The sequence below is a fragment of the Bacteroides gallinaceum genome, assembly GCF_030373775.1.
Lineage (GTDB): Bacteria > Bacteroidota > Bacteroidia > Bacteroidales > Bacteroidaceae > Phocaeicola > Phocaeicola excrementipullorum.
In genome coordinates this window covers 165,490-187,123 of sequence record NZ_JAUDEN010000004.1, presented here as the reverse complement: position 1 = coordinate 187,123, position 21,634 = coordinate 165,490, and the positions used below count along the sequence as shown (strand labels likewise).

General features: G+C 47.5%; 17 protein-coding genes and 1 pseudogene. 7 read left to right on the top strand and 11 right to left on the bottom strand.

What is annotated here, in order from left to right:
* The 3 genes from QUW60_RS04040 to QUW60_RS04030 all read right to left on the bottom strand — a co-directional run bounded on the left by QUW60_RS04040 (window position 1) and on the right by QUW60_RS04030 (window position 5,116).
* Window positions 1–1,905, bottom strand: coding sequence for a DUF262 domain-containing protein (locus QUW60_RS04040; protein ID WP_289558596.1), 1,905 nt, complete (start codon window positions 1,903–1,905; stop codon window positions 1–3).
* A gap of 100 nt (window positions 1,906–2,005) precedes the next feature.
* Entirely contained in the window at window positions 2,006–2,929 is a 924-nt protein-coding gene (locus QUW60_RS04035) for a helix-turn-helix transcriptional regulator (protein ID WP_289558594.1), read from the bottom strand.
* A gap of 93 nt (window positions 2,930–3,022) precedes the next feature.
* A complete protein-coding gene (locus QUW60_RS04030; protein WP_289558592.1) occupies window positions 3,023–5,116 on the bottom strand; it encodes an ATP-binding protein in 2,094 nt (697 codons plus the stop codon).
* 366 nt (window positions 5,117–5,482) lie between these two features.
* Between QUW60_RS04030 and QUW60_RS04025 the strand changes: the two genes are divergently transcribed.
* Window positions 5,483–5,761 carry a hypothetical protein gene (locus QUW60_RS04025; protein ID WP_258337467.1) on the top strand — a complete coding sequence of 93 codons (279 nt, stop codon included), beginning with the start codon at window positions 5,483–5,485 and terminating at the stop codon, window positions 5,759–5,761.
* A gap of 1 nt (window position 5,762) precedes the next feature.
* Window positions 5,763–6,326: a 1-acyl-sn-glycerol-3-phosphate acyltransferase gene (locus QUW60_RS04020; RefSeq protein ID WP_258337468.1), complete on the top strand. Its 564-nt coding sequence runs from the start codon at window positions 5,763–5,765 to the stop codon at window positions 6,324–6,326.
* 108 nt (window positions 6,327–6,434) lie between these two features.
* On the opposite strand, the gene QUW60_RS04015 is transcribed toward QUW60_RS04020, so the two are convergent.
* Together QUW60_RS04015 and QUW60_RS04010 are read right to left on the bottom strand one after the other, a co-directional pair.
* Window positions 6,435–7,997, bottom strand: a complete 1,563-nt coding sequence (locus QUW60_RS04015; RefSeq protein ID WP_289558589.1) for a peptide MFS transporter — start codon at window positions 7,995–7,997, stop codon at window positions 6,435–6,437.
* Window positions 7,998–8,100: 103 nt separating this feature from the next.
* Window positions 8,101–8,709, bottom strand: a complete 609-nt coding sequence (locus tag QUW60_RS04010; protein ID WP_289558587.1) for a tetratricopeptide repeat protein — start codon at window positions 8,707–8,709, stop codon at window positions 8,101–8,103.
* Between the two features lie 299 nt (window positions 8,710–9,008).
* Between QUW60_RS04010 and QUW60_RS04005 the strand changes: the two are divergent.
* The 3 genes and pseudogenes from QUW60_RS04005 to QUW60_RS03995 all read left to right on the top strand — a co-directional run.
* Window positions 9,009–9,335: pseudogene (locus QUW60_RS04005) on the top strand (helix-turn-helix domain-containing protein); the annotation flags it as partial.
* 81 nt (window positions 9,336–9,416) lie between these two features.
* A complete protein-coding gene (locus QUW60_RS04000) occupies window positions 9,417–9,734 on the top strand; it encodes a type II toxin-antitoxin system RelE/ParE family toxin (RefSeq protein WP_258337471.1) in 318 nt (105 codons plus the stop codon).
* 7 nt (window positions 9,735–9,741) lie between these two features.
* Window positions 9,742–10,080, top strand: coding sequence for a HigA family addiction module antitoxin (locus tag QUW60_RS03995; protein ID WP_258337472.1), 339 nt, complete (start codon window positions 9,742–9,744; stop codon window positions 10,078–10,080).
* A 173-nt stretch (window positions 10,081–10,253) separates the two neighbouring features.
* Here the strand turns inward: QUW60_RS03995 and QUW60_RS03990 are convergent, their stop codons facing one another.
* The 4 genes from QUW60_RS03990 to QUW60_RS03975 form a co-directional block, all read right to left on the bottom strand.
* A complete protein-coding gene (locus QUW60_RS03990) occupies window positions 10,254–10,829 on the bottom strand; it encodes a DapH/DapD/GlmU-related protein (RefSeq protein WP_258337473.1) in 576 nt (191 codons plus the stop codon).
* Window positions 10,830–10,862: 33 nt separating this feature from the next.
* The gene (locus tag QUW60_RS03985; protein WP_289558584.1) at window positions 10,863–11,615 is read right to left on the bottom strand and encodes an SDR family NAD(P)-dependent oxidoreductase; all 753 of its coding nucleotides are present in this window, start codon (window positions 11,613–11,615) and stop codon (window positions 10,863–10,865) included.
* Window positions 11,616–11,719: 104 nt separating this feature from the next.
* Window positions 11,720–12,544 carry a helix-turn-helix domain-containing protein gene (locus tag QUW60_RS03980; protein ID WP_434736841.1) on the bottom strand — a complete coding sequence of 275 codons (825 nt, stop codon included), beginning with the start codon at window positions 12,542–12,544 and terminating at the stop codon, window positions 11,720–11,722.
* A 260-nt stretch (window positions 12,545–12,804) separates the two neighbouring features.
* On the bottom strand, window positions 12,805–14,052 hold the full coding sequence (locus QUW60_RS03975) for an RNA-guided endonuclease TnpB family protein (protein WP_289558582.1): 1,248 nt from the start codon (window positions 14,050–14,052) through the stop codon (window positions 12,805–12,807).
* A 30-nt stretch (window positions 14,053–14,082) separates the two neighbouring features.
* On the opposite strand from QUW60_RS03975, the gene tnpA reads away from it, so the two are divergent.
* Window positions 14,083–14,364, top strand: a complete 282-nt coding sequence (gene tnpA, locus QUW60_RS03970) for an IS200/IS605 family transposase (protein WP_258337476.1) — start codon at window positions 14,083–14,085, stop codon at window positions 14,362–14,364.
* Window positions 14,365–14,503: 139 nt separating this feature from the next.
* Here the strand turns inward: tnpA and QUW60_RS03965 are convergent, their stop codons facing one another.
* Window positions 14,504–15,727, bottom strand: a complete 1,224-nt coding sequence (locus QUW60_RS03965; RefSeq protein WP_258337477.1) for a tetratricopeptide repeat protein — start codon at window positions 15,725–15,727, stop codon at window positions 14,504–14,506.
* A gap of 48 nt (window positions 15,728–15,775) precedes the next feature.
* A complete protein-coding gene (gyrA, locus tag QUW60_RS03960; protein ID WP_258337478.1) occupies window positions 15,776–18,295 on the bottom strand; it encodes a DNA gyrase subunit A in 2,520 nt (839 codons plus the stop codon).
* A gap of 692 nt (window positions 18,296–18,987) precedes the next feature.
* Between gyrA and QUW60_RS03955 the strand changes: the two genes are divergently transcribed.
* Window positions 18,988–21,531: an ATP-dependent Clp protease ATP-binding subunit gene (locus QUW60_RS03955; protein WP_289558579.1), complete on the top strand. Its 2,544-nt coding sequence runs from the start codon at window positions 18,988–18,990 to the stop codon at window positions 21,529–21,531.
* Window positions 21,532–21,634: the final 103 nt, after the last annotated feature.

Sequence of the window (21,634 nt, the reverse complement as noted above, 5' to 3'; positions counted from 1 at the left end):
TTATTCCTCCAATTTTTTAATACAAGACTCTATGTCGCTCAAATAGCTCTGCGCATCCTCTATTGTCCAATAATTATTGTTTCCAGCCGTCGCTGAATAATATTTTAGAAAGACTTGCCTTGTACATGGCGGGACAAACGATGAAGTACTGTTTTGTTCGTCTGTCATTACCAATTTACCATCTTTCGATAATTTGGGAATTGCTATCAGTTTTCCCTTATCTTTTCCAATAATTATCCTACGTTTCCCGGAAAAGATAGAGTTCCCATAGCTTCGGTTGGTAGAAGAATCAAGCAAAGCATAATTCCAAATTCGATTTTTCTCTTCTTGAGTCCACTCTATATTACTAAAAGGAACTTCTTTCTTTATTTCTTCAAACAAAGTTTTATTATCCTCTGATGAAGAATTGAAATACTCTTTTATTTTCTCTTGTAATTCCTCTTTTACGCTTAAATAAATGTTCAATAGCCACTCTCTTTGAGATTCAACATCTTCTTCCGGATTTGTCGTATTTGAGTTGATGTGTTCAACATCCCAGCTTTCCAATTTATAAAGGTGGAATGGGAATTTATAGAATGTTCCCATCTCATATTTTTCATTATGCCGCTGAGATTGGTTCTGATTGATTACTGTCTGAATGTTGTGAAACAATAAAATCGGTTTACATTCTCTTTTATTACTTCCATCTTCCTTCAATTCAGGACATTTGTCAATTACATTTTTTACTTCATTTCTAAGATTTTTGAGAAATGACTTTTTATCGGTCTGTTGATTCCATTTGTACAAAAGGTCTTTAATAATATTATCTCCTTTGCAATCAATGAGAAAACCAATATAATGAAACAATTCCAAATCATTATACCATTCCTCAAAAGTCTGATAATACCTTTTTACGGTCTTCCAGCATTTGACTATTTTAGAATCTTCTTTTGGGAAATTATTGCATTCTTCTGCTGATATATCAGACTTAAAGTATTCATAAAAATAACGAAATGTTCTATAGTCATCAGTCCCGATTTTTTCTTTATAGTTATCTAACTTTAAATCATTAGCTTCGCAAATTAAATCAAAAATAAAGTCTATCCGGGTAGGATGGTCATAACCTTTCTCATGCAGGAAAAGCCAAAACTCATCATTCTGTAATGAGTATTCTATTTTATCCCACTCTGAAGCAATTTCTTGTTGGCGCAATTTTATATCTCCATTGGCTTTAATGTCGAAATTTGACCTGTTCAAGAACAAAGCCTTGATAAGTTCAGAATTTGTAAGTGATATTTTACCTATATTCAGTCGGGTAAAGACCTTGATTGGATCTTCATCAACTGATTCATACCATATAAAATTCACTTTTTCCAACAACTTCTCTTTAAAGTCTTTTATGGAGAAACAATCTTTATCCTTTAGCCATTCACTGATGGCCTGTTTTGCACTGGAAATATGAAAATAATCGATATTTTCCTCATTCATTTCCAAATTTCCACTCAAAAATTGTTCACTGCCGCTCCTTGTTTCGTACTTCAACGTATAATGCATGTCTGTTATCCCCAAACATTTCATAAGAATAAAAATAGTGGTTAAACGTTGCTGCCCGTCTATCACTTCCCATGTCCCTTTGAGATAATCATAGACATCATTGATATCCCTGGCTTCTTCTTTTATCTTTTTAAATATATCCTTTTCACGCCGCTTTACAACCAAAGGTTGTAAACAATAAAAGCCATTATTGTCATTAAATTCATTAATGTCATTCAACAAATCCTTGATCTGCTGTTCCGTCCAGCGATAGCCTCGTTGATAATTGGGAATGTAGAAATTCATTCCACAAAGTTCTGTGACGGTTTTTAGTCCGATTTTATTGTCGCTGCAATTATTTCGTTCAAATGTTTGAGTCATAGTTATATCCATTAAAGTTTTCTATTATTCTAAATATCTGCCATATCATTCATCTCCCTTAAATACAGCCTTGCACATATTTTCGTATCTTCAGGACGAATGCCATAAATTTTCATGTTCCAGCACTGTCCTCTTTCTTTTTATAGTAAGACAAAATGTTTTCTGCAATACGGCACATGCCTTCCTTTACCCACTGCGGTTCGATTATCTCTATCTGGTCTCCCTGCTGGAGAAGTGCCTGAAAAAAATCGTATGTAGGGCGTACATGGAACTCCAGAGTAATCGAATTGTCATCGCGGGCTATCTCTTTTTGGCTTTCGTGAATGGGAAGTGTAGAAAGATACTTTACCGCCCAATGATATGCCTTGATTACAACCCGTTCAATGTCATACTCCCTGCCGGCCATGATACCTACACATCCTTCAAAATAGCGGTTGATATCAAAAGATTCAGGCAGATTGAATGTTTTGTCTGTTATATCCACATGCTGCATCCTATCCAAAGCATATGTCCTTACTTCACCATAATACGGAGACCTTCCGATAAGATACCACCGGCGGCTTGCCACTTTCAGGTGATAAGGTTCGACCTCAAAGGTAGTCGGATGCGCGCGCCCGAATCCTTGATGTGTTATCTCTATGACTCTGTTCTGACGCATGGCCTGAAGTATCAACTGAAGGTATTTATTACCGGAAGGCATTTTCTCAAAAGAAATCCTTCCGCTCAGTTTTATGTCAGCCTGAACCTGATTTAATGTAGCGTATGAGTCAATCAGCCAAGAACGAAGACCGTCACCTTTGAGCAACTCATCATCTTCTATATAATAGCCATACCCTCTTTTATCGCATTCAATGATAACATCGAAAATAGACTCTACCGCCTCCTTGTGGTGCATGAAAGTCCGCCACGGCAGAGGCTTTCCGTCCCCCAGCCCTGAGTCTTCCCACTTTTCGCTTATTTCTTTAAAAGTGATGTAAGGATGGCTTCTGATCAGATCTATCAGCCATACATAACGGCCAAATTTGTTTGCAGCCATAGTCATTTAGCTTTAATTATTACAAATCTAAGAATTAATTATATAAAATAAAAGGAATCAATTGGTTATTGCTGTTTGCTTTATCCTGAACAATTAACGGCTGAAGCCAATTTTAGTATAAGGTTTGGATATTTTTTCCTCTCCGCAAAGCCTGTCAATAATATCAATCGAAGGACATACCCCGTCTATCACTTCCATCATTGTTGCTTTACGGACGATATTATCTATTTCCCCGCCACTGAAATCATAGTCAGATGCAAGACGCGCGGCATCATCCAGACTTAATCCGGATAATTTATCCAACCATATATTGCGTTTGGCTTCCACAGTTGGCCGTTCAAACCGGATCTTGAATAAAAAGCGACGTTCAAAAGCCTTGTCAAGGTTATCTGCAAGGTTTGTTGTGGCAATCAATATGCCGTCCAGCTTTTCCATTTCTTCCAAAATGATATTCTGAATGGTGTTTTCGGTCTGATCGGTACTCCGGCCTCCATCCATGTTATGTCGTTTTGAAAGGATGGCATCCGCTTCGTTGAAAAGCAGTATAGGCTTGACGGATGAACGCTTGCACATCCGCTTGTAACGGGTAAAAATGCCCTTGACTATCTTCTCGCTTTCACCATACCACATACTCTTAGCCGCACTTATATCCACATGGATGATGTCTCGTCCGCTTTGTCTTGCCCATTGCATGACCGATTCTGTCTTTCCTGTACCCGGCGCGCCATACAGCAGGACAGCAATACCTTTTGCAAGTCCTTTTAGTTCAAGCCGCTTTACAAGCGACTGATAGTTCTGCTCTTGCAACGTGTTTCCGACCAGTGTCAGTTGTTCCTGCTCCTTAGCGGAGAAGAACAATCGTTTTTCTTTGATATCTGTGCATGCGATAAGCTCCTTCTTGTCCACTTTCTCGATAAAAAGCTGAGCGTCTTCCTCGAAATAGAGTTCCTTAGCTTTATCGGTCAGTTTAAGCACAGTGTATTCCCCGAAGAAACCGGTTTCGGTTACCATCTCCACAAGGTCAAGCCGCTGCATCTTGTGCATCTTATCTTTAAAAAGTTTCAAGTTGACATTACGTTCCTTAACCGCATACAATTCATTTAACTCTCTCGATATGCTTATCACATCTCCATTGGCGCAGGCATCACAAACGATATAGAACAACGCACGGAAATCCTCTTCGGATAAAATATCCTTTATTTTTTGCAGACTGGCAATGTGGCGGTTGGAATCCTCCATCTGACGAATTTTAGCTGCAAGACGCACCATTGCCCGCGGATTTTCCACATCATGTTCCTTGCTATGAACATATTCCTTGACTTCGTGCACGAATGAATATCGGTTAAGGCCTGAATATTGCTTGCCGAACGCTCCGAAATCTTCACCAAGAAAAAGTTTCCGTCCGGCTACAGTCAGAAGAATATCTTCCTTATCCCCGGATATTTCCACCAGATCTGCCTGAATCAACGGATGACTCCCATCCAACAGGGATTTTCTTTCCCTGAAGCGGACACCGTATGCCTCATACATATCCCTTAGCGTGCTGGTCAAGTCAGAACGTCCGTTGCCGTCACGGTCAAAAAAATCATAGCATATTTCATAAAACAAGGCACGTGCCGGAATGCTTGTTATTACAGCTTGTAAATCTTTTACCAAAGGCATTGCCATATTTTCTTCTTCCGTTTGTTCTATAAATTGAAAAAGAGCTTCTGCCGTCACATTGTTATCCTGTATTTGCGCATCAACCAGCTTGCAGAAATCATACCTGTCAAACTCTTTTTCCAGAATGCGTGCCTCGCGAAATTCCGGTTTCTTGTTTTCAAGAATGCAGCTAATGGCATAATTGCTTGCCATGAAATTCTGCCGTGCCATTCGACACTCGCTCAAATCTGTTTGGACAACAAGCCCTTTCTTTACGAGCGACTTAAGGGCAGAAACATACTCCATGATATCCAGTTGGGTACATCCGAAATACGCTGCCATATCTCCAAGATCACAACTGTATCCGGAACAACTCTTGTCAAACAGTGCGGTAAAAAGAATCGCTTCATCTTTACTGTCCAAGTTCAAAGCCTGTACAACTCCTTCAAGAGCGAGTGTCACATCTTTACCGCCGAGCCGCTTCAACTTACTGTCATGCAACTTTGAAGCTGCAACCTTAATGAACTGTATCAATGTCTTTTCCATAACAACTATTAATTATGCCACAAAATTACACACACATATATGCCAAATACAGACATATACATGTATACTATCTGCAACGGCACATAAAAAATTTGCTCTAAATGAAAGGGCTGTGGAAAGCGGCAATAATAAAAAAACGCTCGTTATGCTTTTCATCCGATAAATTATGCTACCTGGAAAGAGTCATTTGACAGAAAGAAATACAATGCATATCGCAGAAATTGCAACTGCCACCAGATCATTATCCCGCTCTTCGGAAAATGTTTATAAGCGGGTTATTGCTAATATATTCCTGTTTTAATATCGTTATTTCAAAAAAAGACGTATCTTTACATCAGATTCAATAACCAATAAAATTTTTAGATTATGGCAAAAAGAAGAATGTTGAAAAAGAAAATTAATGATATCATAGACATTGCAGCAGGATTGTGTCTGATAGAAGCCGCCAGGGCATCGGGCGAAAAGCGCAAAGAATACGGCAAGCTCTTCATGGACATTGACGACATGCGGGATGAAATCATAAAGAGAATCAGCCATACCGAACCGGGAAGCGTGAAGCTTTTCTACAAGAAGCTGCAGGATGATTTCGATAAAGGCATGATCGGATTTTTCGCCAAACTCGAAGAACTGGGAAAGGACGAGTGATATGAAACAGGCTGTCTGCCGTTTCATCTATCACAAGCTGCTGGGATGGAAGGCAAAGGTAAGCGTTCCGGACTTCAAGAAGTGTATCATCTGTGCCGCACCGCACACAACAAACTGGGACCTGATCATCGGAAAACTGTTTATCGGCGCCATCGGACGTGAATCCGGATTCCTGATGAAAAAGGAATGGTTCTTCTTCCCGCTGGGAGCGATATTCCGAAGCATGGGAGGGATACCGGTTCATCGCGGGAAACACACTTCACTGGTCGACCAGCTGATCGAACGGGTGAAGCAAAGCGATACGTTTCATCTGGCCATTACGCCGGAAGGCACACGGTCGGCCAATCCCGACTGGAAGAAGGGTTTCTACTACATTGCTTTAGGAGCCGGGATTCCGATTGTACTCATAGGCATCGACTATGAAAAGAAATGCATCTTTGCCGACAAGTATCTCATACCCAGCGGGGACATCGACAAAGACATGAAAGACATCAAGCTCTATTTCAAGGATTTCAAGGGGAAGCATCCCGAGAAGTTCGATATAGGGATGGTACAACCGTCTTGAAGCGCATAACCATCAGAAGGATGTGTCATGACCGGACATCATGCGCAGAAACACCTCGGCACTGCCGGACATTTCTGCGCATGTGATTCCGTTTGTGGCACATCTTTTTCATTTCTTGTCGGCATGGGCGTCCATCATCCGCTGCAGTTTTCCGGAAAGCAGGAAAAGAACAACCGCTGCCGCACCGCTCATGAAAACAAACAGCATGAAGAAATCAAACAGATTTTCTATTCTATACCCCATGAAACTGCGCACCGTTCCGTTCTCCGGATAATAACCGCTCAGAAGTCCCGCAAACTTGTTGGCAGCCGATGTGCTGAGGTACCACACTCCCATCAGAAGAGAAGAAAAGCGGGCTGGCGACAGCTGGTAGACAATCGACAGTCCGATGGGTGCCAGACAAAGCTCGCCCATTGTATGGATAAGGTAAAGCCCCGTAAGCCAAATCATGCTTACCTTCATGTCCGGCTCCACACCTTTCACGCCGAAAGCGATATACAGATAGCCCAAAGAAAGCAGCAGCAGTCCGATTGCCTGCTTCCGGGGAGAACAAGGCTCCATCCCGCGCTTGCGCAGAAAAGACCAGACCGAAGAAAACAGAGGAGCCAGCACTACAATCATGATAGGATTGAACGACTGGAAATAAGAAGCCGGCATCTCCCACCCTCCGATGTGCCGGTCGGTCTGCTCGTCGGCAAAGAAGGTAAGCGACGCTCCGGCCTGCTCATAGGCCGACCAGAAGAATATCACAAAGAAGGCGATGATATAGATGACCCCGATCCGCATTTTCTCTGCACGCGCCAGCGAACGGTCGGTGATGATGACTATCGGCACCACAATGGTTGTGGCATAGATGAGCGAGCCGATCCAGTCGGCACCGGCAAAACAGTGTGAAGCTCCGGCATCCCAGTTCACCGAGAACAGGAGCGTAAGCGCAACCGTGCTGACAGCCATAAGCCACACGCGCGCCGACGATGCTTTCTGACCGCCCCCTGCTTTCTCTTTTTTACGCGCGTCCGCCTTTACGGGAGCCGTTCCCACCGGATTTCCGCAGGGATCACAGATGTATTTGTTCTTGAAAATCTGAAACACGGCAGCGCCGAGCAGCATCCCGATACATGCAGCCAGAAAGCCCCATTTGAAGTCTTCGGGATGTCCCGTATTTCCTACAAGCCCGCAGATCAGCGGAGCTATCGTGGAACCTACATTCACCCCCATATAGAAGATGGTGAAAGCCGAATCCTTCCGCTCGTCGTCGTCTGCATAAAGGCGTCCGACCATGGTCGAGATATTGGGCTTGAAGAATCCGTTTCCAAGAATCAGAAGCCCCAGCCCGCAGAACATCAGGTATTTGGCCAGTCCGGCCTCATGAAAATAACACGCGCTGAGAAAAAGCAGAAACTGGCCCAGGGCCATAGTCAGCGCTCCTGCCACAATCGAACGCCGGTTCCCCCAATAGCGGTCGGCTATGTAGCCGCCGATAAGCGGAGTCAGATAAACCAGCCCCGTATAGCTTCCGTAAACTTGCGATGCCGTTTCCTTGTCGAACAGCAATGCCTGCACCATGTAGAGCATGAACAGTGCCCTCATGCCGTAATAGCTGAATCTCTCCCACATTTCTGTGACAAAGAGAAGATAAAGTCCTTTCGGATGTCCTTTTGTCGTACTCATTCTTTTTTCTGTCGATAAAAATTACCTGTTTTTCATTAACCGACTGCAAAAGTAACGAATATTTCCTGTTCCGGCAACATAAAGACAAGGAGTGTGCAAAGAATCAGCGAGCTTCAGCCCGGTCAATCAGCTGGAAAGCGGCGGTTACGCGGTCCATAAAGTCCGCAGAAGGAGCCACAGCCATCAGCTGGAGGACAAGATCGTTCACGTCCGCCTTCCGGTCAAGTTCAAGCGTCTTCTTCAGGTCCCCAAGCGACTCTTCATATTTTCCCGTTTCCAGATAAAGCTGCGCACGCGCCTTGTAGTTCTCTGCATCAGACGGACTCAGACGGATCGCTTCGTCGAGATCCTGCTGAGCCGCCTCCCACTGCTTCAGTTCCGTAAGCAGCACGCCGCGCGAATAGCGGGCAAACGAGAGGTATTCGGAATCATCCGCCGGTATCAGCTCCAGGCTCGACTGGAGTGCCTGAAGCGCCAGTTTTGTGTCGCCGCAGCAGTTGCATATCAGCGCCATATAGCAGTGTGCGTAACCGTTGTCCGGATGCTCCGTGATTTCAGCATTCAGGTATTTGTATGCAGTGACCGGATCACCGTCATTAAGCGCTTCCACCCCTTTCACATAGTTGTCGCTCGCCGGACGGGCAGGCTGCCCGGCGTATACAAAGCCGCAAAGAGCGGACAAGCAAGCCAAAAGAATCATTCGTGTTTTCATGGTGTTCTCACAGTTAAATTTCAAACGTCGGCAAATCTATGAACAAATTTGATAACCTGCAACAGAATCCTGCAAAATTCTCACGAGGTTTTATTAGATAGATAAAAAAACGTCTAAGTCTTCAAGGCTCTGGTTGATTATACCGTTGCAAACTTGACATTATAATGTTTCATGGAAAGCCCCAGCTGTTCACCGGCCTGGTCATTGCAGAACTTCAGGGCGGTCTATTTCACCTTGAACCAGTTGAGATAGTCCTGCATGTACTTTGTGGCGACGCCCCAGAATGTTCCGTTAAGCCATTTCATTTCAACGAGCCGTGGAAAATCGACATTCTGGACTTCCTGAACAAGAACTATATATACGAGTTCACGATGGAAGATTTGGCGCACTATACGGGAAGAAGCCTTGCCACATTCAAGCGCGATTTCAAGAAGATAAGTGATCTGACACCCGAAGAATGGCTTATACGCAAGCGGCTGGAGGTTGCCTACAACTTGATGAAAGAGGGAGGAAACAAGGTTGTGGATGTCTATACCAAAGTGGGATTCAGAAATCAGTCGCATTTCTCGGCAGCGTTCAAAAAGCAGTACGGCATTGCGCCGACGGCGGTGGCGGTCATTGTATAGTTATTTATGGATAATATATTCACTATTTTTGTGGATATTCCACGGAAAAGCATTATCTTTGCAGCACAATAAAACGGATATATGTATATAGAGTTCGATAAAGACTATTTGCGTGAGCTGTTCGAGCAAGGCCGTACAAGTGACAAGAAGCACCGCTACCAGCCCGAAGTAATCAGGGGCTATTACAAATGCGTGATGTTTCTCAAACGCGCTGAAAATGTAGAACAGCTTTACCGCATACACTCCTTGAACTACGAAGTGCTGCAAGGCGACAAGAAAGGTATTTCATCCGTGCGCATCAATATCAAATACCGCCTTGAATTTACAGTCAGGGAGGTTCTCGGCGAACAGGTAATAACCGTATGCCGTTTGTTGGACATCAGTAACCATTATAAATAAGCGCGATATGGAAGCAACAGCAAAGAAAATTTACGCCCCCAACGAGTTGGTTTGTGCGGTGGCCATACATCCGGGAGAAATGCTCAAGGACGAATTGCAGGCACGTGGTATGTCGCAAAGAAAATTTGCCGGGATAATCGGTATGCCTTATACGGCATTCAACGAGATAATCAACGGGAAACGTCCGATAACCACCGATACAGCATTAAAAATCGAGGCTGCAACAGGGATTGCCGCAACGATATGGCTCGGTTTGCAGACAGACTATAATATGCAGACTGCCCGGAGAGACAACAAACTTTCCGCCATTTTGGAGAACATACGCAAGTCGGTTGCGGTTCTCTGAAAGGCCGTATGGGTTTGCATGTTCATTTGGACTTTTCACCCACACTATTTGAGCCTCACAGCAATTCCGTTGTGGGGCTTTTGCTTTACCTTTGCATCTGTAATCATAATTATAATACTAAAACAAGGACCGGCAGGGTTAAAAGCCATCTGCCGGTCCTTGTTGTTTTGAATTTATTTCTTGCTTCCTGCTTCTATCTTCTTGATGAACTTTGCCGGATTGCCGCCTACGACGCTCATCGGCGGTACATCATGCGTCACCACGCTGTTGGCACCGACAATAGAACCGTAGCCGATGCGCACGCCGGGCAGAACCGTAGCACCAATGCCAATCCATACCTTGTCCTCGATGACAATGGGACGACCGTATGTCGCGCTGCGGTTATCGGGATTCGGGTCGTGGTTGATGGTGATAAGGTTCACCTTCGGAGCAATGAACACACCGTCACCGATGGTGATGCCGCCACGGTCGAAGAAAGTGCAACCTTGCTGTATCCAGCATCCCTTGCCGATGCGGATGTTCTTGCCGTAATCCACATAGAACGGGGGCAGCAGTGTCGTACTCTTATCAATCTCCCTGCCTGTAATGCGGTGCAGATATTCATGCACTTCTTCCGGCGTGAGCCAGCCTTTTGCATTCATTTCCGCAGCTGTAGACATCGTATCGAAGATGGTGCTGATCAGTTTGTCATAGCCCGGCTCGTCGGGTGAGACCATAGCACCTGAAAGGTCTTTCTCGAAAATATCCATATTGTTTATCTGTGTTATTTAGTTCTACATCCTTTATTTTACGGTAATGCCGCCATCCACAATCAGCCCCTGTCCGTTCATATACGATGCCTGCGGACTGCATAGCCACAACACGGCATCGGCTATTTCTTCCGGCTTGCCAAGGCGTCCGGCAGGGATGTCTTTCGTGAACATCTGTTCCAAAGCCGGATTGCGGAGAATCAGTTCGTCCACCATCGCAGTCTGTATCACACCCGGACATACGGCATTGATGCGGATGCCCCGGCCAGCGTAGTCAATGGCTGCCGTCTTTGTCAGTCCCAACACGGCGTGCTTGCAGGCGATATAGGCAGCCTGACCCGGAAAGCCGACAACACCGCCTGCCGATGAGGTATTGACTATGGCGCCTTGCCCTTGTTTCAACATCTGCAGGATTTCATAACGCATACAGTTCCACACGCCTTTCAAATCTACAGCAACCGTGCGGTCGAACTCGTCATCGGTTATCTCCGCCATCGGGCGTTGCGGTGTCTGTATGCCCGCATTGTTATGGGCGGCATCCAAATGTCCGTAGTTCGAGACAATCCAGTCTATCATTTCCTTTACCGCCTGCGTGTCTGACACGTCTATGCGGTAGGCCACTGCCTGATGACCTTCCGCCATCAGTCTGGCTGCTTGCTCTTTCGGCTCGTTGATGTCTGCCAATATCGTGATATACCCTGCACGTGCAAAAGCTTCGGCACATGCCAATCCAATGCCCATTCCCGCACCGGTCACCAATGCTGTTTTCATTTCCTTTGCATCCATATTGTTTGTTTTTTTAAGATTCTGGCGCAAAGGTAGCGGGTTTTATAGAGAAAGGCTTTGCCCGTCGGCTCAACGTATTTTGCCGTACAGTTCAAAAGAGACTGTCAGATGCTGTGGGCAGGGGAACAGCCGTACAGCCCCTTGTATGCTTTCGAGAAGTGCGACAGGTTCTTAAAACCTACGTTGTAGCAAATATCAGTCACTTTCTGTGTGCCGGACAGTATGAGGGCGTGTGCGGCTTCCAGTCTGCGGCGAATCACCCACTTTTGCGGGGGCAGGTCGCTCACTTTGCTGAAGTCCCGTTTGAATGTGGCCAGGCTTCGTCCGGTGTAATTGGCCATTTCTTCCAGCGAGAGGTCGTTGGTGTAGTTCTGTTCCATAAAGCTCATGATGTCTATCTTCCACGGATCGGCAAAGTCGAAAAGCGAAGCGTACAGGTTTTTGTCCGTGTTCAGGAGTATGTACAATCCTTCCGTCATCTTCAACTCCAGCAGTTCGTCCGTAGGCTGTATGCCGGAATTGAAATAAGGGGTCATGGACTCGAACAGGCTTACGATGTCGGGGCGGTTGGACGGTAACCTGTACAGACTGACTTTGCTCCGTCGTGCATCTTGCGGCAGGCTTCCCTTGTCCAAGCGATTGTAAAAAACACGCAGAAATTTGTCGGTGAACATCAGGAATATGGCCTTGAACTGCTCTCCTTTGTATGCCTGCTTGGTGAGCTGCACGCTGAAATCCTTGCGAATGAAGGCGCAATCTCCCTTGTGCAGTTTGGTGACCTTTTCGCGTTCCTTTATCTCCAGCTCGCCGGAATACATATAGACCAGCACATGCGAATGGTTACGGTGCAGGCAACTGCTTCCGTTGTCTGAATACATGGCAAGGAAGATGTCTGAGTACCGCAATGTATTGATTCCTTTTGTTTCCATCTTTATATATCGTTTTCCAGTGCAAAGGTAATCATTTGCTTTGACAATCTGTTTGCTGTAAAGCTCATATTTCGGTTAATTGAGGTATAGGAGAAACTTCTCCGGGGGCGACATGGAGATGCTTTTTTCTATTCAAAATATTACTAATAAGACCATGGCAACGCTATGGCAGAGAATTTCTTTGGGATTATGAAGTCTGAACTGCTGTATATCGAGAATTTTGAATCTCCTGAAGCCTAAAGGCTTTGGGTGAACTACCGCTAAACTAAAGATTTAGCGGCTTCGGAGATACCAGTACCTCCTCTCTTTTCCTGCTTCTTCCTGCCATTGCTTTTTAGGACACGAGGTCGGTCATCCACAAGAGGACAGTCCACAGGCTTGACTTTCCCTCGTTCCGAGGGTAGGGCTTTCAAGCCAAATTCCTTTATATTGCAAGCGGCATTTAAGTCCCGGTCGTGATGTGTACCGCACTCCGGACAAGTCCAGCTCCGCTCGCTAAGTTTTAATCCTTTGTACAGGCAGCCGCATTTGCCACAGGTCTTTGAACTTGGGGCAAATCGGTCTATCTTTATGAGGTTCACGCCATACCACTTGCATTTGTATTCAAGCAGCGTCAGGAACATACCGAAAGACGCATCACCTACCGCTTGCGCTAAGTGGTGGTTACGCTGCATCCCCTTCACGTTCAAATCCTCCATGCAGATGGTGCGCACTTGGCTGTCGTGCGTGAGTGAACGGGTGATTTTATGAAGGTTGTCCTTACGGCTGTCGGCTATGTGTTCCTGCAACCGGGCTACCTTGATGCGGGCCTTGTTACGGTTTGCCGAACCTTTCTGTTTGCGGCTCAAACGCTTTTGAAACAACTTCAAACGGTCAAGGCTTCTCTGCAAGTTCTTCGGATTGCCAAATGTGCGTCCGTCAGAACATATGGCAAGCGATTTGATACCCAAATCAATACCCAAAGCCGTATCGTTCTCTACGGGTGTTGTTAGAAGTTCTTGAATAGCCGTATCAACCAATACAGATGCAAAGTATTTTCCCGAGGGTGTCATACTAACGGTAACAGTCTTTACCGTTCCCTTAAATTTGCGGTGCAGCACGGCAGGAATATCTTTCGCCTTTGGGATTGTGATTGTTCCTTTTTCAGAATCCACACGGCAATGTTGGGGGCAAAGGAAACTCTGCCTGTCCTTACGCGATTTGAAGCGTGGAAAACCTACAGTCTTGGTGTTACGGAAAAAATTGGTGCAGGCTGTATCGAGATTGCGCAAAGCACTCTGCAACGACTGGGAATTAACCTCCGACAGCCATTCATGCTCAGCCTTCAATTCACTCTTCATCAGATTGGTCAGATATACGTTGCCGAGCGTTTCCTTACGTTCCTTGTATGCCGTGATTTTCAAATTCAAAGCCCAATTATAGACAAAGCGGCAGCAGCCGAAAGTCTTTGCGAACAAGACCTTCTGTTCTTCCGTCGGATAGATTCTATACTTGTAGGCACGTAACACATGGCAAATGTAACGATTTAATGCGAAACAATGATACAGAAAGAATACATCTCAAAGAATCACTCTAATATTGAAGTCATGGAAACAAACAAAGACCATATACACATGATGATATGCAGCGAACCAAAACTCTCTCCGTTACAAATCGTAAGGAAGCTAAAACAAATGTCAACAACTGCCACGTGGAAAAGGCATGAAAACTGTCTTAGACATATATTTTACAGGGAAAATACATTTTGGACAGATGGATATTTTGTGTCATCAGTCGGAAATGTCAGTCAGGAAACTATAAAAGAATCAAAGCCCGGTTAAATGGAAAGAGTCCGGTACAATACCGAACTCTTTCTATTACGGGATAATGTTTAACTTGTCTAACTTTTGGGGTGCATTTCAGTTTATTTGATACACCCTCTTCGTCTTTATTAAAAAAGTCTTTGCTATTTCGAATCTATCAATAGCCCATTTCTTTTTCCAGGGCGTTATATTTTTCCTTGTCGATCTTCCAGTAAATGTTCAGCAGGAACTGTCCCCACAACTGGCGGTCGTCCGGTTTCAGCGATTTGGCTTTTTCGTAGAAAGGAGCAGCCTTCTTGTAGAGTTCCTCTATCTGCTTTTCATTGGCAGCATATTTCGGATCGTCCATAGAGATCTTAGAGTTCTCTTCTACGATACTCTGGGCCGGGAAAAAATAGCAGTCGCCGATCTTAGAGCTCGATTCAGCCTGGAAATCGCCTCCGGCGGCAATCACGTCATTAAAGGTAGCGATCGCTCCATCGTAGTCCTTGTTTTCATACTGCAGCACGCCCTTCACGTATTTATAGTATGCCGAATTCGGATTCTTCGCGATAATTTCGTCCATTGAAGCCAGAGCGTCGGCAACTTTCCCTTTCTGGATGTAGTAGTCCATCAGGTTGCCCACAAAATATTCCTGGTTCGGGAACTTCTCAACGCCTTCCTTGATCGTGGCCAGCCACTGGGTTGAGTCGGGTGTTTCGCCCTTTCCGTACACTTCAGCCAGACACATCAGCGAGCGGAAGCCCTCTTCCTTGTGGTTCTTGCCGACAGTAGCATATTTCACTACGGCCGAATTGTCTTTCAGCGAGTTGGCAGCCAATGCGGCATAGTTTGCGATCAGAGGAACCAGCGTGTCATTCTTCACGGAAGAGATTTCGTCGAACATTGCGTTCTGCGGAGCATCTACATACAGGCCGAAGTACTTCAGCGCGCCGGCATAGTTTCCGGCATTGTAAGCGTCAGAACCTGCATTGGTCAGCTGCGGACGCACCTTGGCCAACGTTTCAGCCAGTTTCTTTCTCAGTTTCGGCTTTTTCAGCTCGCCGCTCTTCACCTTTGCCTGTTCTACCTCATCACACTTGGTGTAATATTCAAACATTTTGGCAAGGCTGTTGTAGAGCTTCGAAGTGTCTGCCTTTCCGCCCGGCAGATACAGCTTCATGTTCTCGTCGTCATAGATCGACTTCTGGAAGTCGCCTGCAAGTTTCCATGTTTCAGGATCGTTGGCAGTAGAAGGGTCAGTCAGAGCCGGTTCGATGATCTGAGCGGCCTTGGCAGGATCTCCCTTTGCTTTCTTCGCTTCTTTCACCACACTTTCCTGTGCTGACGCAGCGCACACCGTGAAAAGGAATGCCGCTGCTGTAAATAGAACTTTTCTCATAATGGTTTGAATTAGTAATACAATTTATTTTCTGTCATCATTTCTCTCTCATTCTTTCGGTTCGCCCGAATCGTCTGAAACAGCTTCCACGTCCTCCACGTCCGCTTCTTCCTGTTCCGAAGCCACCTTACATACCGATCCGATGCGGTCGTTGCGCTTGCCGAGGTCTATCAGGCGCACGCCTTGAGTTGCGCGTCCCATGATACGCACGTCGGCCACTTTCAGACGGATCGTGATTCCCGACTTGTTGATGATCATCAGGTCGTTTTCGTCCGTCACCGACTTGATGGCAACCAGACAGCCGGTTTTGTCCGTAATGCTCAGCGTCTTCACGCCTTTTCCGCCCCGGTTTGTCTTGCGGTAGTCTTCAAGGTCCGAACGCTTGCCGTAGCCGTTTTCAGAAACAACCATCACGGTTTCAGTCTGGGGATCCTTGATGCAGATCATTCCGATCACCTCATCCTGACCGTCTTCGTCAAGTGTGATTCCCCTTACGCCCGTTGCCGTACGTCCCATTTCGCGCACTGCACTCTCATGGAAGCGGATAGCCCGTCCGTTGCGGTTGGCTATGATGATTTCATTGTTTCCGTTAGTCATGCGCACTTCGATCACCCGGTCGTCTTCGCGGATCGTAATCGCGTTCACGCCGTTCTGGCGCGGGCGGGAATACTGCTCAAGCAGCGTTTTCTTTATCACTCCCTTCTGTGTGCAGAACAGCACGTAATGGCTGTTGATGAACTCCTTGTCGTTCAGGTTCTTCACACGCAGATAGGCAGTCACCGCATCGTCTGCCTCGATGTTGAGCAGATTCTGGATGGCACGCCCCTTCGAAGTCCGGTTTCCTTCGGGTATTTCGTAAACCTTCAGCCAGTAGCACTTGCCCTTTTGCGTGAAGAAGAGCAGCGTGTTGTGCATGGTAGCCGGATAGATGTGCTCGATAAAGTCAGAGTCGCGGGTGTCGCTTCCTTTCGCGCCTACCCCTCCGCGGTTTTGCGCATGGAACTCCGACAGCGGCGTACGCTTGATGTATCCCATGTGCGATATGGTGATGATCATGTCGTCGTCGGCATAGAAGTCTTCCGGATTGAACTCTTCGGAAGAATAGATGATTTCAGAGCGGCGCGGATCGCCGTACTTCTCCTTCACCTCAAGGAGTTCGTCTTTCACCACCTTGCGGCAAAGCTCGTCGTTGCTCAGCACTTCTTCCAGGTATGCGATCTGCTTCATGACTTCGTCGTACTCAGCGTGAAGCTGCTCCTGCATCAGTCCCGTCAGTTGGCGCAGACGCATTTCCACGATGGCGCGCGCCTGTATTTCAGAAAGCTGGAAGCGGTTCATCAGGTTCGTGATGGCCTCGTTGGGCGTCTTGGCGGCGCGGATGATATGCACCACCTCGTCGATATTGTCTGACGCGATGATCAGGCCTTCCAGGATGTGCGCACGCTCTTTCGCCTTGCGCAGGTCGAAACGCGAGCGGCGGATAACCACCTCGTGGCGGTGTTCGAGGAACAGCCGGATCAGATCCTTCAGATTCAGCAGCTTCGGCCGTCCGTGCACCAGCGCGATGTTGTTCACGCTGAACGAACTTTGCAGGGCCGTCATCTTGAACAGCTTGTTGAGCACTACGTTTGCGTTGGCGTCGCGCTTCACGTCGATTACGATGCGCATGCCGTCGCGGTCAGATTCGTCGTTGACATAAGATATGCCGTCGATCTTCTTGTCGGTTACCAGCGCGGCTATGCTCTCGATCAGCTCTTTCTTGTTCACGTTATAAGGGATCTCCTTCACAACGATCTTGTCGTGCGTGGGATGCGGTTCGATTTCAGTCTTCGCGCGCATCACAACCCGTCCGCGTCCCGTTTCGTAGGCGTCGCGCACGCCGCTGATGCCGTAGATATATCCTCCGGTCGGGAAGTCGGGCGCTTTCACATACTTCATCAGGCCGTCCACATCGATGTCGCTGTTGTCCAGATAAGCCACACACGCGTCGATCACCTCGCCCAGATTGTGGGTAGGCATGTTGGTGGCCATACCCACGGCAATACCCGAGGCTCCGTTAACCAGCAGGTTCGGGATGCGGGTAGGCATCACGGTAGGCTCCTGCAGCGTATCGTCGAAGTTGTTGGTAAAGTCCACAGTTTCCTTGTAGAGATCCTGCATCATCTCCTCTCCGATCTTCTTCAGGCGCGCCTCCGTATAACGCATGGCGGCCGGGCTGTCGCCGTCAACCGATCCGAAGTTTCCCTGTCCGTCGACGAGCGGATAGCGCATCGCCCAGTCCTGAGCCATGCGGACCAGCGCTCCGTAGACGGAAGAGTCACCGTGAGGGTGGTATTTACCAAGCACCTCACCGACGATTCTCGCCGATTTCTTATGTGGTTTGTCGGACGTGTTTCCAAGCTCCATCATACCGTAAAGGATACGGCGGTGAACAGGCTTGAAACCGTCCCTTACATCCGGGAGGGCGCGTGCAACGATCACTGACATCGAGTAGTCGATGTACGACGACTTCATTTCCTCTTCGATGTTGATCTGTATAATCCTGTCTTGTTCCTGTTGTTCTTGCATTTAAAACAATTATTAATTACTCTTTTTTTGAAGTTCACTAAAAATCACGCTAAAATACGACTTTTACACGATATACAAAAACTTTTCGCGCAAAAAATGCTTGCCGCAGGGCTTCAGATGCCGAATCTGCCACATTATCATGCGGCTATGCGGCAAACATGCGGGCCGCACCGACCCTTTTGTCAGAAAATTTAAGGGGTAAGGGGATCTCTTTTTTTATTTTATATATTATATATAATAAGGTGTGGTCTGCTTTTCGCGTACTCGCTTGCGGTTCCCTCACCCTTACAACTTACTGCAATACAGATTATTAAGTGTTACCTTTGCGGTTACCCTCCTTTTTTCCGCCTTCCCCGCGCCGGACACGGCAAACGCCCCGCCCTTTTGCCTGAGCAATGTGGCATACATTTTGCAGGGAACAATTAACGGCACATGCGTCCGACGACCTGCCAAGATAACGTGTAATCCCGTTTAAAATTACCCGTTATCTTCATGAAGATGACGGGTTATCTTACCTCAAAGACCGCGGTCTTTTCAGGCGGATGACGGAACATCTTCACGAAGGCAGAGCCGGAAGCCGCTTTTTTTTTGAGAAAAGTCAGCCTGATTGCATGAGAAATGTACACACAGTAAAATAAAATGATGTACATTTGCAATCTGGTTCTAATTATTTTTAAGGAGAAAAACATCAGATGGACAGCCAATTTACACAAAGAGTATCAGACATCATCCTTTACGGCAAGGAAGAGGCCAACCGCCTGCGCAACGGCTACGTAGGGCCGGAACACCTGCTGCTGGGGATGATACGTGAAGGGGAGAACAAGGCTATAGAGGTTCTGGAGAGTCTTTATGTGGACGTGAAGAAAATCAAATATGATTTGGAATCAGTCTTAAGGCAGGAGTCGGCTCCCGAAGAGGGATACGACGAGAATATCACTTTCAACGACAAAGCAACAAGAATATTGAAGGACAGCATACTGGAGGCCAAGCTCATGCAAAGCCCGGCCGCCGACGTGCAACACATATTGCTAGCAATTATGAGAGAAGACAGGAACAGAGCTTCCGAAATCCTGGAAGAATACGACGTGACTTACGGAATGATCGCTGACAGGCTGGCACCCAAGTCGGAACCGCAGGCCGGACTTGATTTCGGCGAGGAGGACGAAGACGAAGAGGAAATGGGCCCGCGCGAAAACAACGGATGGGAAAACCGCCCGTCGGGCGAACAGGGATACGGAGCTGCCACACAGACGCGCTCGCAGAAAGCGAACAACGACACGCCGATGCTCGACACCTTCGGAACCGACATGACGAAGGCTGCCGAAGAAGGAAGGCTCGACCCGGTGGTGGGACGTGAAAAGGAAATCGAACGCATCGCGCAGATTCTGAGCCGCCGGAAGAAAAACAACCCGATCCTCATCGGCGAGCCGGGCGTGGGAAAGTCGGCCATCGTAGAAGGGCTGGCACGGCGCATCGTAGAAAAGAAGGTGTCGCGCATCCTGTTCGGGAAACGTGTCGTCGCGCTTGACATGATGTCAGTCGTGGCAGGAACCAAATACCGCGGACAGTTCGAGGAGCGTATCCGGTCGATACTGGGCGAGCTGAAGAAAAACCCGGACATCATCCTGTTCATCGACGAGATACACAACATCGTCGGAGCAGGATCGGCGGCAGGGTCGATGGATGCGGCCAACATGCTGAAACCGGCGCTGGCACGCGGCGAAATCCAATGCATCGGAGCCACCACGCTCGACGAATACCGGCAGAACATCGAAAAGGACGGGGCGCTTGAGCGACGCTTCCAGAAGGTGATGGTGGAGCCTACCACAACCGACGAAACGCTGCAGATCCTGAAGAACATCAAGGAAAGATACGAAGAGCACCACAACGTGAACTACACGGACGATGCGCTGGAAGCGTGTGTCAAACTGACAGACCGCTACATCACCGACCGCAACTTCCCCGACAAGGCAATCGACGCGCTCGACGAGGCCGGATCGCGGGTACACCTGACCAACATCACGGCTCCGAAAGAGATCGAAGAGCAGGAGAAGCTGATCGACGAGGCACGGAACAACAAGAACGAAGCTGTGAGATGCCAGAACTTCGAACTCGCCGCAAGCTTCCGCGACCGGGAAAAGCATTACATGGAGCAGCTGGAAGCGATGAAGCGGGAATGGGAAGAGAAACTGAAGGAAAACCGCGAAACCGTAGACGCGGAAAAGGTGGCCGACGTGGTATCGATGATGTCGGGCGTACCCGTGCAGCGGATGGCAGAGGCCGAAGGCATCAAGCTGAAAGGGATGAAAAACGAGCTGCTGTCGAAGGTCATCGCACAGGACAAGGCTGTGGATACGCTCGTCAAGGCGATCCAGCGGAGCCGCGTGGGACTGAAGGATCCGAACAAGCCGATAGGCACGTTCCTCTTCCTCGGACCTACGGGAGTGGGAAAAACCCACCTGGCGAAACAGCTCGCCAAGCTGATGTTCGGCTCTGCCGACGCACTGATACGCATCGACATGAGCGAATATATGGAGAAATTCACCGTATCGCGCCTCGTGGGAGCGCCTCCGGGCTATGTAGGATATGAAGAAGGCGGACAGCTGACCGAGAAAGTGCGGCGCAAGCCCTACTCCATCGTCCTGCTCGACGAAATCGAGAAAGCGCACCCGGACGTGTTCAACCTCCTGCTGCAAGTGATGGACGAAGGAAGGCTGACCGACAGCTTCGGCAGAACGGTGGACTTCAAGAACACCGTGATCATCATGACTTCAAACGTGGGCACACGCCAGCTCAAGGAGTTCGGCAGAGGCATCGGATTCGCCGCGCAGAACCGTGCGGACGACAAGGAGTACTCGCAGGGAGTCATCACGAAGGCACTCAACAAATCGTTCGCGCCCGAGTTCATCAACCGTCTGGATGAAATCATCACGTTCGACCAGCTCGACATCAACGCGCTGATACGCATCATCGACATCGAGCTGAAAGGACTGTACCAGCGGGTGGAGAACCTCGGATACAGGCTGGAAATCGACGAAGCGGCGAAACGCTTCGTGGCCGAAAAGGGATACGACGTGCAGTTCGGCGCACGTCCGCTGAAACGGTCGATCCAGAACAACCTCGAAGACGGACTGGCAGAGCTGATCATCAACGAGGAACCGAAGGCGGGCGACCGCATCCGCGTAAGCATGAACGAGGCCGGCGACGGACTGAAGATGGAAATCGAAAGAATGTGACAAAAGGCCATGTATACAGACAAAATGTCAGACACTCCGGTGTCTGGCATTTTTTTTGCGAAAAGGACAGTGTTTTATTAAGCAATCAATTTAAACAAATACA

Bases quoted from the DNA above. Each gene is read 5' to 3' on its own strand.
- QUW60_RS04040 (WP_289558596.1), bottom strand. From the start codon at position 1,905: ATGGATATAACTATGACTCAAACATTTGAACGAAATAATTGCAGCGAC.
- QUW60_RS04035 (WP_289558594.1), bottom strand. From the start codon at position 2,929: ATGGCTGCAAACAAATTTGGCCGTTATGTATGGCTGATAGATCTGATC.
- QUW60_RS04030 (WP_289558592.1), bottom strand. From the start codon at position 5,116: ATGGAAAAGACATTGATACAGTTCATTAAGGTTGCAGCTTCAAAGTTG.
- QUW60_RS04025 (WP_258337467.1), top strand. From the start codon at position 5,483: ATGGCAAAAAGAAGAATGTTGAAAAAGAAAATTAATGATATCATAGAC.
- QUW60_RS04020 (WP_258337468.1), top strand. From the start codon at position 5,763: ATGAAACAGGCTGTCTGCCGTTTCATCTATCACAAGCTGCTGGGATGG.
- QUW60_RS04015 (WP_289558589.1), bottom strand. From the start codon at position 7,997: ATGAGTACGACAAAAGGACATCCGAAAGGACTTTATCTTCTCTTTGTC.
- QUW60_RS04010 (WP_289558587.1), bottom strand. From the start codon at position 8,709: ATGAAAACACGAATGATTCTTTTGGCTTGCTTGTCCGCTCTTTGCGGC.
- QUW60_RS04000 (WP_258337471.1), top strand. From the start codon at position 9,417: ATGTATATAGAGTTCGATAAAGACTATTTGCGTGAGCTGTTCGAGCAA.
- QUW60_RS03995 (WP_258337472.1), top strand. From the start codon at position 9,742: ATGGAAGCAACAGCAAAGAAAATTTACGCCCCCAACGAGTTGGTTTGT.
- QUW60_RS03990 (WP_258337473.1), bottom strand. From the start codon at position 10,829: ATGGATATTTTCGAGAAAGACCTTTCAGGTGCTATGGTCTCACCCGAC.
- QUW60_RS03985 (WP_289558584.1), bottom strand. From the start codon at position 11,615: ATGGATGCAAAGGAAATGAAAACAGCATTGGTGACCGGTGCGGGAATG.
- QUW60_RS03980 (WP_434736841.1), bottom strand. From the start codon at position 12,544: ATGGAAACAAAAGGAATCAATACATTGCGGTACTCAGACATCTTCCTT.
- tnpA (WP_258337476.1), top strand. From the start codon at position 14,083: ATGATACAGAAAGAATACATCTCAAAGAATCACTCTAATATTGAAGTC.
- QUW60_RS03965 (WP_258337477.1), bottom strand. From the start codon at position 15,727: ATGAGAAAAGTTCTATTTACAGCAGCGGCATTCCTTTTCACGGTGTGC.
- gyrA (WP_258337478.1), bottom strand. From the start codon at position 18,295: ATGCAAGAACAACAGGAACAAGACAGGATTATACAGATCAACATCGAA.
- QUW60_RS03955 (WP_289558579.1), top strand. From the start codon at position 18,988: ATGGACAGCCAATTTACACAAAGAGTATCAGACATCATCCTTTACGGC.